Genomic DNA, 13,745 nt, shown 5'->3' on the forward strand with positions numbered 1-13,745 from the left:
GCGCAGCGCGCCCGGTCCGAGGAGGGCTGACCGAGCGGCCGAAGGTGACGGTCTTGAAAACCGTTGTGCGGTAACCCCGCACCGCGGGTTCGAATCCCGCGCCCTCCGCATGAGGCCACGGAGCGCGACGCCGCACGGCGTCCGCGCTCCGTGGCCTGACCTCTCTATGCCCCCTGCGACCAGCGGTCCTGTCACGATCAGGGTCGGCTCTGCGTTCGCCGGACGCCTCCCGCTCGCAGTCCATGGCGGCCCCGGGCGATCATGGCCACGTGACTACCGAGGACCCGCAGCCCGGGACGGCTGGCGAGGCAGGGCTTGAGCCCGTCGAACTGATCCGGCAGTCAGGGACGGTGCAGCGTGCCGGTCGGCTCGCGCTCGCCTCCGGGCACGGCAGCTACCGCGTCAAGTCGCACATGGAGCGCGTCGGCCGCTCGCTCGGCCTCGACGACGTCAAGGCGCACGTGGCGCTGACCGAGATCACGACGACGTCGGTGCGCCAGCAGATCTTCCGCACCGAGGTCTCGGAGGTCCGCACCGTCGGCATCAACGCCGACCGGCTCGCGGAGCTCGAGAACTACATCGGCGACCTGTCGGTCCGCGAGAGCGTCGACCGCGTCGAGCGCGAGCTGGACCGCATCGCGACCAAGCCGCCCTTGTACCCGCCGTGGGCCAACGCCCTGTCAGCCGGCGCCGCGTGCGCGGCGTTCGCCTTCCTCAACAACGGCGGCCCGCTCGAGTGCGCGGCCGTGCTCGTGGCGGCGTCCGTGGGGCAGTACCTGCGGCGCAGTCTGATCCACCGGGGCATCAACCAGTTCGGGGTCACGATGCTGGCCGCCGCGGTGGCGTGCTTGGCCTACCTCGGGCTCGTGTTCGTCGTCGGCAGCGCTGCGGGGCTGCCGGGTCAGCACGTGGCCGGCTACGTGTCCGCGGTGTTGTTCCTGGTCCCGGGGTTCCCGCTGGTCACCGGGGCGCTCGACTTGGCCCGGCTCGACTTCTCGGCGGGGATATCCCGCCTGACCTATGCCGTCATGGTGCTGTGCTCGGCCGCGCTGTCCTTGTGGGCGGTGTCCGCCATCGTCGGATTGGAGCCGAACCCGCCGGTCGCGGCCGCGCTCGACCCGGTGTTGCGCTGGAGCCTGCTGACGATCGCGAGCTTTGTGGGCGTCCTGGGCTTCGCGCTGATGTTCAACAGTCCGTGGCGCATGGCGCTCGGCGCCGCGGGCGTCGGCATGGTGGCCAACGTGATGCGCCTGGCGCTCGTCTTCGAGTGGGACCTCGCGCCGCAGGCGGCCGCCGCGGCCGCCGCGCTGCTGGTCGGTCTGCTGGCGCGGTGGATCGCGACGCCGTTGCGCGTCCCGCGACTGACGGTGTCCGTGCCGGCGGTCGTGATCATGGTTCCGGGCGTCGCGGCGTACCGCGCCGTGTTCGAGTTCAACGGCGGCGACTCGGTCGCGGCGCTGGGCTTCACGGTCGACGCCGGCCTGGTGGTCGCCGCTCTCGCGATCGGCCTCGCCGCCTCGCGCATGCTGACCGACCGGGAGTGGACCTTCGAGCAGCGCCGGGGGCTGTGACGCAGGTCGCCCCCCGCCGCTTTGACGCATGGGGCAACCTCTGGTTAATGTTCTCGACGTTCGCCCGGCAGGGGGGAACGGACACCAGGCCAAGAGCCGGTGGCCGGTCCCACGGGCGGGATCCTGACTCCTTCTTCTCGGGGACGCGCTGCGCCTCCGGTCAGGACCGGTGCGCCCGGATCGATCTTCCAGCCTCACGGCGAGGGAGTTTGACTCCGAGAAACGGATCGGGTAAGGTTGAAGGGTTGCCCCGGATGGGGCCGGTTGAAGCGAACTGGTCCTGATGGTGTGCGTCGGTTGTTTGAGAACTCAACAGTGCGTTTGATAGTCAATGCCAAATTTTTATCCCTTGTCGGGTTGGCCCTTGTGGGTTGGCTCGTGAGGATTCCTTTGGACATGATCAAGCAGTTCAGCTTGGTTCTGTCAGTGTTGGACGAACCGTATGGTTGTTGACTCTGGCCGCTCTTTTGGGGTGGTGGGGGTTGATGTTTTCTTTTACGGAGAGTTTGATCCTGGCTCAGGACGAACGCTGGCGGCGTGCTTAACACATGCAAGTCGAACGGTGAAGCCCTTCGGGGTGGATCAGTGGCGAACGGGTGAGTAACACGTGAGCAACCTGCCCTCCACTTCGGGATAAGCCTTGGAAACGGGGTCTAATACCGGGTATGAGCGTCTGCCGCATGGTGGGCGTTGGAAAGTTTTTCGGTGGGGGATGGGCTCGCGGCCTATCAGCTTGTTGGTGGGGTGATGGCCTACCAAGGCTTCGACGGGTAGCCGGCCTGAGAGGGCGACCGGCCACACTGGGACTGAGACACGGCCCAGACTCCTACGGGAGGCAGCAGTGGGGAATATTGCACAATGGGCGAAAGCCTGATGCAGCGACGCCGCGTGAGGGATGACGGCCTTCGGGTTGTAAACCTCTTTCAGCAGGGAAGAAGCGCAAGTGACGGTACCTGCAGAAGAAGCGCCGGCTAACTACGTGCCAGCAGCCGCGGTAATACGTAGGGCGCAAGCGTTGTCCGGAATTATTGGGCGTAAAGAGCTCGTAGGCGGTCTGTCGCGTCTGGTGTGAAATCCCGAGGCTCAACCTCGGGCTTGCATCGGGTACGGGCGGACTAGAGTGCTGTAGGGGAGACTGGAATTCCTGGTGTAGCGGTGGAATGCGCAGATATCAGGAGGAACACCGATGGCGAAGGCAGGTCTCTGGGCAGTCACTGACGCTGAGGAGCGAAAGCATGGGGAGCGAACAGGATTAGATACCCTGGTAGTCCATGCCGTAAACGTTGGGCACTAGGTGTGGGGGCCATTCCACGGTTCCCGTGCCGCAGCTAACGCATTAAGTGCCCCGCCTGGGGAGTACGGCCGCAAGGCTAAAACTCAAAGGAATTGACGGGGGCCCGCACAAGCGGCGGAGCATGCGGATTAATTCGATGCAACGCGAAGAACCTTACCAAGGCTTGACATGCGCCGGACAGCGTCAGAGATGGCGTCTCCGCAAGGTCGGCGCACAGGTGGTGCATGGTTGTCGTCAGCTCGTGTCGTGAGATGTTGGGTTAAGTCCCGCAACGAGCGCAACCCTCGTCCCATGTTGCCAGCGGGTTATGCCGGGGACTCATGGGAGACTGCCGGGGTCAACTCGGAGGAAGGTGGGGATGACGTCAAATCATCATGCCCCTTATGTCTTGGGCTTCACGCATGCTACAATGGCCGGTACAGAGGGCTGCGATGCCGTAAGGCGGAGCGAATCCCAAAAAGCCGGTCTCAGTTCGGATTGGGGTCTGCAACTCGACCCCATGAAGTCGGAGTCGCTAGTAATCGCAGATCAGCAACGCTGCGGTGAATACGTTCCCGGGCCTTGTACACACCGCCCGTCAAGTCACGAAAGTTGGTAACACCCGAAGCCCATGGCCCAACCACCTTGTGTGGGGGGAGTGGTCGAAGGTGGGACTGGCGATTGGGACTAAGTCGTAACAAGGTAGCCGTACCGGAAGGTGCGGCTGGATCACCTCCTTTCTAAGGAGCTCACCGGCGTCCGCCGTCTGGGGCCTTCGGGTCTGGGTGGGGGGCGTCCATGGTGGACCACGCGCCGGCCGAGTGTGCTGGTGGTGGTGCTCTGGGTGGAACGTTGACTGTTGAGTCGGTTCGGGTCGTTGGCCTGTCCAGTACGCCTGGTCGCCGTCGTCGTGTCCTGTGGGCTTGTCCTGTGGGGTGTGGTGGTGGTGGTGGGGTGGGAACGCTGGTCGGTGATCTGGGTTGGCTCGTGAGCGCACTGTTGGGTCCTGAGGCAATCGCCGCGGGGCCGCCTGGCTCCCCTGGTGGGCTCTGGGCCTCCTGGTTTCGTGCTCGTCCTCCCCTGGTGGGGTGGGTGGGGCGGGGTTGGGGGGTGTGGGGTCTGGTGGGGGTGGGTGGTTCGTTGGTGGGGGTTGTGCTCTGTAGCGGGTCGCTGGTGGTGTCGTACCGCCTCCCAGGTTTGTGGGGGTGGGCGCGCTGGGTCTGGCGGGTCGTCCGTAGCTTGAGAACTGCACAGTGGACGCGAGCATCCAAGATGTTCATACGGCGGTCGCCCTTGGGGTGGCCGTCCCTGAATGTCTCTGTAGTGTGATCGTATTTTTGTTGAAGTTTTTAAGGGCACAGGGTGGATGCCTTGGCACCAGGAGCCGAAGAAGGACGTCGTAGCCTGCGATAAGCCTCGGGGAGTTGGCAAACGAGCTGTGATCCGAGGATGTCCGAATGGGGGAACCCACCCGCAGTCATGTGCGGGTACCCACACCTGAATATATAGGGTGTGTGGGGGGAACGCCGGGAAGTGAAACATCTCAGTACCGGCAGGAAGAGATATTCCGTGAGTAGTGGCGAGCGAAAGCGGATGAGGCCAAACCGTGGCGGTGTGAAAGCTGTCAGGCGTTGCCGTCACGGGGTTGTGGGACCGTCTGGGAGGGGCTGACACCTCTCCAGCCAGTCAGAAAGCCGTGTCATAGTCGAACCGGGTTGAATACCGGACCGTAGAGGGTGGCAGTCCCGTAGACGAAATGGTGCGGCCTGGTGGACGGGATCCCAAGTAGCACGGGGCCCGTGAAATCTCGTGTGAATCTGGCGAGACCACTCGCTAAGCCTAAATACTACCTGGTGACCGATAGCGGACTAGTACCGTGAGGGAAAGGTGAAAAGTACCCCGGGAGGGGAGTGAAATAGTACCTGAAACCGTGTGCCTACAATCCGTCGGAGCCTCCTTTGCAGGGGTGACGGCGTGCCTTTTGAAGAATGAGCCTGCGAGTTAGTGCTCGGTGGCGAGGTTAACCCGTGTGGGGAAGCCGTAGCGAAAGCGAGTCCGAACAGGGCGCCCATAGTCGCCGGGTCTAGACCCGAAGCGAAGTGATCTAGCCATGGGCAGGCTGAAGCGACGGTAAGACGTCGTGGAGGGCCGAACCCACCAGGGTTGAAAACCTGGGGGATGACCTGTGGTTAGGGGTGAAAGGCCAATCAAACTTCGTGATAGCTGGTTCTCCCCGAAATGCATTTAGGTGCAGCGTCTCGTGTTTCTTGCCGGAGGTAGAGCTACTGGATGGCCGATGGGCCTCACCAGGTTACTGACGTCAGCCAAACTCCGAATGCCGGTAAGTTTAAGCGGGGCAGTGAGACTGCGGGGGATAAGCTCCGTAGTCGAGAGGGAAACAGCCCAGATCACCGGCTAAGGCCCCTAAGCGTGTGCTCAGTGGGAAAGGATGTGGAGTTGCACAGACAACCAGGAGGTTGGCTTAGAAGCAGCCACCCTTGAAAGAGTGCGTAATAGCTCACTGGTCAAGTGATTCCGCGCCGACAATGTAGCGGGGCTCAAGCACACCGCCGAAGCCGTGGCAGCGCAGCGACACCCAAGCCGCGACCCTTGTGGTCGTTGGTTCAGGGGCTGTGCTGGGTAGGGGAGCGTCGTGTGGGCGGTGAAGCCGCGGGGTGACCCAGCGGTGGAGACCACACGAGTGAGAATGCAGGCATGAGTAGCGAATGACGGGTGAGAAACCCGTCCGCCGAATGACCAAGGGTTCCAGGGCCAGGTTAATCCGCCCTGGGTAAGTCGGGACCTAAGGCGAGGCCGACAGGCGTAGTCGATGGACAAGGAGTTGATATTCTCCTACCGGCGAAGGACCGCCCATACCGAACCTCGAGATGCTAAACGCCCCAAGCGCGCCACCGCCGGCTTCGGCCGGCACCGGCGCGGGCGGCGCGTGACCCGATCGGGCAGTAGGTAAGCGTGTTAACAGGGGTGACGCAGGAAGGTAGCCCGGCGTGGCGATGGTAGACCACGTCCAAGGCCGTAGCCCGGTGTGTAGGCAAATCCGCACACCACCACGGGTGAGAGCTGACAGTGACCGCGTATGCGGGAAACGGGTGATCCTCAGCTGCCAAGAAAAGCCTCGACGCGAGGTCCTAGCCGCCCGTACCCCAAACCGACTCAGGTGGTCAGGTAGAGAATACCAAGGCGATCGAGCGAATCGTGGTTAAGGAACTCGGCAAAATGCCCCCGTAACTTCGGGAGAAGGGGGGCCCGAACCGTCAACCCACTAGCTGGGGGAAGCGGGGAGGGCCGCAGAGACCAGGGAGAAGCGACTGTTTACTAAAAACACAGGTCCGTGCGAAGTCGCAAGACGATGTATACGGACTGACGCCTGCCCGGTGCTGGAAGGTTAAGAGGACGAGTCAGCGCAAGCGAAGCTCAGAATTTAAGCCCCAGTAAACGGCGGTGGTAACTATAACCATCCTAAGGTAGCGAAATTCCTTGTCGGGTAAGTTCCGACCTGCACGAATGGCGTAACGACTTCTCCGCTGTCTCAACCGCGAGCTCGGCGAAATTGCACTACGAGTAAAGATGCTCGTTACGCGCAGCAGGACGGAAAGACCCCGGGACCTTTACTATAGCTTGGTATTGGTGTTCGGCGCAGTTTGTGTAGGATAGGTGGGAGACTATGAGACCCGGGCGCCAGCTCGGGTGGAGTCAACGTTGAAATACCACTCTGACTGCTTCGGACATCTAACCTCGGTCCGTGATCCGGACCAGGGACAGTGCCTGGTGGGTAGTTTAACTGGGGCGGTTGCCTCCCAAAATGTAACGGAGGCGCCCAAAGGTTCCCTCAGCCTGGTTGGCAATCAGGTGTCGAGTGCAAGTGCACAAGGGAGCTTGACTGTGAGACCGACAGGTCGAGCAGGGACGAAAGTCGGGACTAGTGATCCGGCGGTGGCTTGTGGAAGCGCCGTCGCTCAACGGATAAAAGGTACCCCGGGGATAACAGGCTGATCTTGCCCAAGAGTCCATATCGACGGCATGGTTTGGCACCTCGATGTCGGCTCGTCGCATCCTGGGGCTGGAGTAGGTCCCAAGGGTTGGGCTGTTCGCCCATTAAAGCGGTACGCGAGCTGGGTTTAGAACGTCGTGAGACAGTTCGGTCCCTATCCGCTGCGCGCGCAGGAAACTTGAGAAGGGCTGTCCCTAGTACGAGAGGACCGGGACGGACGAACCTCTGGTGTGCCAGTTGTACTGCCAAGTGCACCGCTGGTTAGCTACGTTCGGGAAGGATAACCGCTGAAAGCATCTAAGCGGGAAGCCTGCTTCAAGATGAGGTTTCCAAGACCCTCGGGTCTGAAGGCACCCAGCGAGACCACTGGGTAGATAGGCCGGATGTGGAAGGCAGGACCAACGACTGCCGCAGCTGACCGGTACTAATCAGCCGACAACTTCAACACACACACTTACATGCGACGCGTCCACTGTGCGGTTCCCGAGTCACGGGCAACCACCCCCCACCCCCACACACGTGAGGGACACGAGGGGGCACCCCGAACAACTCGACACTGTTACGGCGGTCATAGCATAGGGGAAACGCCCGGTCCCATTCCGAACCCGGAAGCTCAGCCCTATAGCGCCGATGGTACTGCCCTGGAGACGGGGTGGGAGAGTAGGACGCCGCCGGACACCCTTCACGAAAGACCCCGCACCCCAGGTGCGGGGTCTTTCGCATACCCAGACACCTCTCGCGGGTCCGCACCTCTCGCGTGTCCAGGCGCCCGGGGGAGAGCCGAGGGGGCGGTTGGGGGACGGCCCCCGTGTCGGTTGGGGTGATCGCGCGGGACGCGCGCGGGGGAGGCGCTCCGGGATGCGGAGGAGGGCTGGCTGATGCCTCTCCTCGCAGGTCACGAGGCTAGGAGGGACTCATTCCCTCGCCTCAGGAGCCTCGATGGGCGCCTCGCCTGCCACCGCCCCGCTGGACACCACCACGCTGGACACCACCACGGACAACGCCGCCGTGGCAGGGCTCACCCAGCCTGGACTCAACCTGCCCGGACTCAACCCGGCCGGACTCAACCCGCATGAGCGCCCCCTGACCCCAGGGGCGCCGGTCGGGGGTCGTTCGGCGGCACCCGGCACGAGAGCTGCGGCCACGTCGGCAAGGCGGCGCGAGCCGGGCCGGGACCGCTTCGTCGACGCCGTGCGGGCCGTGGCGACCCTGGGGATCGTCGCCCTGCACTGGCTCATGCCCGAGGCCGCGTGGGACGGGCAGACGCTGTGGATCGGCAACGCGCTGGGACACGGACACGCCTGGACGCTGACGTGGGTGTTGCAGACGCTCCCGCTCCTCTTCTTCGCGGCGGGCGCCTCGGCCGGCTACCAGCATGCGCGCCTCGCGCGCGGTGAGGGCTGGGGTCGGGTGCTGGGTAGCCGGCTGCTGCGCGTGGCCCGCCCGGTCGGCGCGTTCCTCGCCGCGTGGGTGGTGGCGGTCGCCGTCCTGCTCGCCGCGGGGGTGCCCGACGGCGCGGTGTGGCGCCTGGCGCGGATCGCGCCGCAATTGCTGTGGTTCCTCGGCGTGTGGGTCGCGCTCGTGGCGCTGGCGCCCGTGCTGGCGGCGGCGTGGCGCCGGTGGCAGGGGCGTGCGGTGCTCGTGGTCGTCGCGGCGCCGCTCGCCGTCGATCTGTTGCGCTTCGGCATGGGGATCGAGGGCCTGGGCTGGGCCAACGTCCTGCTGGTCTGGTCGGCGCCGTTCCTCCTGGGCATCGCCTATGCCAACCCCGGTGCCGACAGTGACGCCAACCCCGCCGCCAACCCCGCCGCCGACCCCGATGCCTACCGCGGAGCCGCCTCGTGTGCCGTCGGGTTCGCGGGGACGTCACGTGCGCGGCTCGCGGTCCTGGCCGTCGCCGCGGTGGGTGCGATGGTGGCGCTCGTCGCGCTCGGCCCGTATCCGGCGAGCATGGTCGGCATGCCCGGCGACGCGATCTCCAACCTCTCCCCGCCCACGGCGCCCGTCCTGGCCCAGTCGCTCGCGCAGGTCGCCCTGGCGCTGCTGGCCCGCGCGGTACTGACACGCTGGGCGCTCGGAAGGGGACGGCGCCTCGTCGATTCGCTCGCGCGCCGCTCGATGACGGTCTACCTGTGGCACCTGACGGCGATGTTCGCCGTGCTGGGCGCGGTCATGCTCGGTCTGGGGGAGCAGCCGCCCGTGCCGTGGAGCACCGACTGGTGGTCGACGCGCCCGGTGTGGTTCGGCGCGTTCGGACTCACACTGCTCGGGCTGGTGCGCGTGTTCGGGCGCTTCGAGGCGCGGCGCACCCCCGCGGTCAGGCAGTCGGCGTCGCGGACGACGACGCGAGTCGGGCCACGTAACGGCGGGCGCCCTGGTGCGCGAGACGACGAGCGAGCACCGCGACAGCGCCCGACACCGCTGCGAACGTCACCGCCTGGACGATCGTGACGCTCTCGTCGTCGGGGTCCTTCGGCGCGGCGTGCCCGGTGCTCTTCGCCCAGATCATCCCGACCGCCCGCTGCGCCAACCATCCGGCGGCGAGCGTGAGCGCCATCGTGCCCACCTTGACCGCCAGGGACTCGTCTCGCTCGGCCACGCGCATGCCTCTCTCGTTCATCGACGCTGCCCGCCCACCGTATCCCTCCGGGCGGTCCCGGCACGCGCGCAGCGCACGCAGCGCGCGGTCGCCGCGGCCGCCGTCGTCGTTGAGGTAGCCTGACCAGGAACGACAGGGGAGCGCCACAGGCGCTGAGAGTGCGGGACACCGCAGACCCTCGAACCTGATCCGGTTAGCACCGGTGGAGGAAGTCGGGCTTCTCATCCTTGTGTCCCTCGCCCGCACGGCGAGGCGGAGGGCACAAGCCCCTTCTCGACATCAGAGGAGGAACCACCATGACCACCACGTCCCCCCGCCGCGGACGCATCGTGGGCGCGGCGCTCGCCGTCGCGCTCCTGCCCGCGCTCGCGGCCTGCGGCGGCTCCGAGCCCGCGGCTGACGCGGCGTCCGGCGCGGCGTCGGACACCGTCACCCTCATCACGCACGACTCCTGGGCCGTGTCCGAGGATGTGCTCGCCGCGTTCGAGCGGGAGAGCGGGCTGACCGTCAAGCAGGTGCCCATGGGCGACGCCGGAACCCTGGCCAACCAGGTCGTGCTGACCAAGGACTCGCCGCTGGGCGACGTCGTCTTCGGGATCGACAACACGTTCGCCTCGCGCGTCGTCGACGCGGGGGCGCTCGAGCCGTACACGCCCGCCGGGCTGGACGCCTCGGCGCAGCCGTACGTGCTCGGCGACGGCGCGCTGACCCCGATCGACCGCGGCGACGTGTGCCTCAACACCGACGTCGCGTGGTTCGAGGAGCACGACCTGCCCGAGCCGACCACGCTCGAGGACGTCGCCAAGCCCGAGTACAAGGACCTGCTGGTCGCGCTCAACCCCGCGTCGTCCTCGCCCGGCATGGCGTTCCTGCTGGCCACCATCGGCGCGTTCGGCGACGACGGGTACGACGGCACGGGGTGGACGGGCTACTGGGCCGCGCTGCGCGCCAACGGCGTCAAGGTCTCCGACTCGTGGGAGGACGGGTACTACTCCGAGTTCTCCGGGGCGGGCGAGGGCGGCACGCGCCCGATCGTCGTGTCCTACTCGTCGTCGCCCGCGTACACCGTGAGCGAGGACGGCTCGGCGACGACGACGCACGCGCTGCTGGGCACGTGCTTCCGCCAGGTCGAGTACGCGGGCGTCCTGCGCGGCGCCGCCAACCCCGCCGGCGCCCAGCGGCTCGTGGACTTCCTGGTCTCCCAGCCCTTCCAGGCGGACATCCCCGGGCAGATGTACGTCTACCCCGCTGACGCGTCGGTCGAGCTGCCCGCCGAGTGGACCCAGTTCGCCCCGCTGGCCGACGAGCCCTTCGAGGTCCCCGCGGCCGACATCGCCGCGAACCGTGACTCCTGGATCGAGAAGTGGACGGCGACGGTCATCGGCTGACGTCCGCCGCGCGGGGTGCGACATTGGGGAGGATGACCGGCCGTCGACCCCTGCGTGTCGCGCCCCCCGCGGTGGGGTGGGCGGTCGCGGCCGCGCTGCCCCTGGCGTTCCTGGGCGTCTTCTTCGCCTGGCCCGTCGCGGCGCTCGTCGCGCGCGGGTTCGTGGCCGAGGCCGGCGGCCTCGACCTGACCGGACTGCGTGACGTGCTCGGCGCCCCGCGCACCTGGCGGCTGCTGGGCACGACGCTCGCGCAGGCCGCGGCTGGGTCCGCCGGGTCGGTGGTGCTCGGACTGCCCGTCACCTACCTGCTGTACCGCACCCGCTTCCCAGGGCGCACGCTGCTGCGTGGACTGGTCACGGTGCCGTTCGTGCTGCCCACCGTCGTCGTCGGCGTCGCGTTCCGCGCGCTGTTTCGCCCAGACGGGCTGCTCGGGTTCGCGCACCTCGACGAGACGTTCGCGGGCGTCGTGCTCGCGCTCGTGTTCTTCAACGTCTCGGTCGTGGTGCGCACCGTCGGCGGGCTGTGGGAGCGCCTCGACCCGCGCGCCGAGCAGGCCGCCCGCGCGCTGGGCGCCTCGCCCGCGCGCGCCTTCCGCACGGTCACCCTCCCGGCGCTCGCCCCGGCCATCGCCTCGGCCGCCGCCGTGGTGTTCCTGTTCTGCGCGACGGCGTTCGGCGTCGTGCTCGTGCTCGGCGGCGCCGGCTACGGCACCATCGAGACCGAGATCTACCGCCGCACCACGCAGTTCCTCGACCTGCGCACCGCCGCGGTGCTCTCGATCCTGCAGCTCGTCGTCGTCTCGGCGGCGCTGTGGGCCGCCGGCCGGGCGCGCGCCCGCCGCGAGCACGCGCTGCACCTCGAGCACGAGGACGTCGCCGCGCACCGTTGGAGCGTGCGCTCCCTGCCCGACGTCGCGGCCGCCGTCGCCACCGCGCTGGTCGTGGGCGGGCTCATGGTGACCCCGCTCGCCGGGCTGGTGGTCCGATCGCTGCGCCACGGCGACGGGTCGTGGACGCTCGACAACTACCTCGCGCTCGGCACGACGGGCGGGCGCAACGCCCTGGTCGTCACCGTGTGGCAGGCGCTGGCGACCTCGCTGCGCACGGCCCTGGTCGCCACCGCGATCGCCGTCGTCGTGGGCGGGCTCGTGGCCCTCGTCGTCTCGCGCCGCCCGCGCGGGAGCGGCGCGCGGCGCGCCGTGGGCGCGCTCGACGCCGTCGTCATGCTGCCGCTCGGGGTCTCGGCCGTGACGGTCGGGTTCGGGTTCCTCATCACGCTGGACCGCCCGCTCGGACTCGACGTCGACCTGCGCACCTCGGGCCTGCTGGTGCCCATCGCACAGGCGGTCGTCGCGATCCCGCTCGTGGTGCGCACGGTGCTGCCGGTGCTGCGAGCCATCGACCCGCGGCTGCGTGAGGCCGCCGCGGTGCTGGGCGCCGCGCCAGGTCGCGTGCTGCGCGACGTCGACCTGCCGATCGCGCTGCGCTCGCTCGGGCTCGCCATCGGGTTCGCGTTCGCGGTCTCGCTCGGCGAGTTCGGCGCGACGGCGTTCCTGGCCCGCCCCGACTCGGCGACGCTGCCCGTCGTGATCTTCCGGCTCATCGGGCGGCCGGGCGCGCAGAACTACGGCATGGCGCTCGCGGCGTCGGTGGTGCTCGCGGCGCTCACCGCCGCCGTCATGATGCTGGCCGAGCGGCTGCGCGGGGACCGCGCGGCGGGCGCGGTCGGAGGGGAGTTCTGATGGACGGTCTCGCGGTGCGGGGCGCCGTCGTGCGCTACGGGGGCGCGGGCGGCACGACGGCGGTCGACGGCGTCGACCTGGACGTCGCCGACGGCGAGATCCTCGCGCTGCTGGGGCCCAGCGGCTGCGGCAAATCGTCGCTGCTGCGGGCCGTGGCGGGCCTGGAGCCGCTGGCGGCGGGATCGGTCACCTACGACGGCGCCGACCTGACGGGCGTGCCGGTGCACCGGCGCGGATTCGGGCTGCTGTTCCAGGACGGGCAGCTCTTCGCGCACCGTGACGTCGCGCGCAACGTCGCCTACGGGTTGGAGACCATGCGCACGCCGCGGGCCGAGCGCGCCGCGCGGGTGCGCGAGCTGCTCGACGCCGTCGGGCTCGCCGGGTACGAGCGGCGCGCCGTCTCGACGCTGTCGGGCGGCGAGCGGCAGCGGGTGGCGCTCGCTCGGGCGCTGGCCCCCCGGCCGCGGTTGCTGCTGCTCGACGAGCCGTTCTCGGCGCTCGACCGCGCGCTGCGCGAGCGGCTCGCCGTCGAGGTGCGCGACGTGCTGCGCGGCACCGGGACGACGGCGGTGTTCGTCACGCACGACCATGACGAGGCGTTCACCGTGGCCGACCGGGTCGGCGTCATGCGCGCGGGGCGGCTGTTGCAGGCGGCGGCGCCCGAGGAGCTGTGGCGGGCGCCGGCCTCACGCGCGGTCGCGGAGTTCCTCGGCTACCAGGCGTTCGTGCCGCGCGACGGCGGCTGGCTCGCCGTCGGCCCTAACGGGCTGCGCGTCGAGGCCAGCGCGCGGCCCGACGCGAGCGCTCGGCCCGACGGCGCCGCGTTGCTCGACGCGAGCGCGCCGCCCGGCGGCGCCGTTGTGGACGGCGCCGCGGGCGACGGCGTGTGGCGCGCGGTCGTGGTCGCCGCGGCCTTCCGGCGCGGGCGGGTCGAGGTGACCGTCGACGTCGACCTCGGTGGCGGTGTGGAGCGGTTGGTCGCGCACCTGACCGCGGACGCTCCCGCGCCTGCGCCGGGCGACAAGGTCGCGGTGCGGCTCGATGCGGCGGGCTGCGCCGTCGTCCCCGCCTGAGGACGACGGCGCAGCCCGCGGGACAACGGCGCGGCCCGCGTGCCGCAGGCGGTGACGCGGCCCGCGTGCCGCAGACGTCGGCGCAGC

Annotated in this window: 5 protein-coding genes, 1 tRNA gene, 3 rRNA genes, 1 pseudogene and 1 riboswitch; of the genes and pseudogenes, 9 read left to right on the plus strand and 1 reads right to left on the minus strand. The window is 68.2% G+C overall.

Annotation, left to right across the window (positions count from 1 at the left end; all coding sequences use genetic code 11):
• Positions 1–20 precede the first annotated feature (20 nt).
• The 6 genes from EV386_RS15625 to EV386_RS15650 all read left to right on the plus strand — a co-directional run bounded on the left by EV386_RS15625 (position 21) and on the right by EV386_RS15650 (position 9,307).
• Positions 21–108 (plus strand) — tRNA-Ser (locus tag EV386_RS15625).
• 161 nt (positions 109–269) lie between these two features.
• Positions 270–1,571 (plus strand): threonine/serine exporter family protein, encoded by a 1,302-nt coding sequence (locus EV386_RS15630; RefSeq protein WP_130416240.1) that lies wholly within the window; start codon positions 270–272, stop codon positions 1,569–1,571.
• A 494-nt stretch (positions 1,572–2,065) separates the two neighbouring features.
• Positions 2,066–3,584 (plus strand): 16S ribosomal RNA (locus EV386_RS15635).
• A 599-nt stretch (positions 3,585–4,183) separates the two neighbouring features.
• A 23S ribosomal RNA gene (locus EV386_RS15640) occupies positions 4,184–7,304 on the plus strand.
• Between the two features lie 112 nt (positions 7,305–7,416).
• Positions 7,417–7,533 (plus strand): 5S ribosomal RNA (gene rrf, locus EV386_RS15645).
• The 16S, 23S and 5S rRNA genes sit together here, the layout of an rRNA operon.
• Before the next feature lie 262 nt (positions 7,534–7,795).
• Complete coding sequence (locus EV386_RS15650) at positions 7,796–9,307, plus strand: acyltransferase family protein (RefSeq protein ID WP_130416241.1); 1,512 nt, start codon at positions 7,796–7,798, stop codon at positions 9,305–9,307.
• On the opposite strand, the pseudogene EV386_RS18920 reads toward EV386_RS15650, so the two are convergent.
• A pseudogene (locus tag EV386_RS18920) lies at positions 9,264–9,476 on the minus strand (DUF4235 domain-containing protein); the annotation flags it as partial. The gene EV386_RS15650 and the pseudogene EV386_RS18920 sit on opposite strands and share 44 nt — an antisense overlap.
• Positions 9,477–9,579: 103 nt before the next feature.
• Positions 9,580–9,683: riboswitch (TPP riboswitch) on the plus strand.
• A gap of 68 nt (positions 9,684–9,751) precedes the next feature.
• Here EV386_RS18920 and EV386_RS15660 point away from each other — a divergent pair.
• From EV386_RS15660 to EV386_RS15670, 3 genes are read left to right on the plus strand one after another with little or no spacing between them, the layout of a single operon-like run.
• Positions 9,752–10,843: a thiamine ABC transporter substrate-binding protein gene (locus EV386_RS15660; RefSeq protein ID WP_130416242.1), complete on the plus strand. Its 1,092-nt coding sequence runs from the start codon at positions 9,752–9,754 to the stop codon at positions 10,841–10,843.
• 32 nt (positions 10,844–10,875) lie between these two features.
• On the plus strand, positions 10,876–12,585 hold the full coding sequence (locus tag EV386_RS15665; RefSeq protein WP_130416243.1) for an ABC transporter permease: 1,710 nt from the start codon (positions 10,876–10,878) through the stop codon (positions 12,583–12,585).
• The gene (locus EV386_RS15670; protein WP_130416244.1) at positions 12,585–13,658 is read left to right on the plus strand and encodes an ABC transporter ATP-binding protein; all 1,074 of its coding nucleotides are present in this window, start codon (positions 12,585–12,587) and stop codon (positions 13,656–13,658) included. Before EV386_RS15665 ends, EV386_RS15670 begins: the two co-directional genes overlap by 1 nt.
• Positions 13,659–13,745: the final 87 nt, after the last annotated feature.

Source organism: Xylanimonas ulmi, assembly GCF_004216535.1.
GTDB classification, from domain to species: Bacteria; Actinomycetota; Actinomycetes; order Actinomycetales; family Cellulomonadaceae; genus Xylanimonas; species Xylanimonas ulmi.

Coding starts and splice junctions, on each gene's coding strand:
- EV386_RS15650 (WP_130416241.1), top strand. CDS start 7,796: ATGGGCGCCTCGCCTGCCACCGCCCCGCTGGACACCACCACGCTGGAC.
- EV386_RS15660 (WP_130416242.1), top strand. CDS start 9,752: ATGACCACCACGTCCCCCCGCCGCGGACGCATCGTGGGCGCGGCGCTC.
- EV386_RS15665 (WP_130416243.1), top strand. CDS start 10,876: ATGACCGGCCGTCGACCCCTGCGTGTCGCGCCCCCCGCGGTGGGGTGG.
- EV386_RS15670 (WP_130416244.1), top strand. CDS start 12,585: ATGGACGGTCTCGCGGTGCGGGGCGCCGTCGTGCGCTACGGGGGCGCG.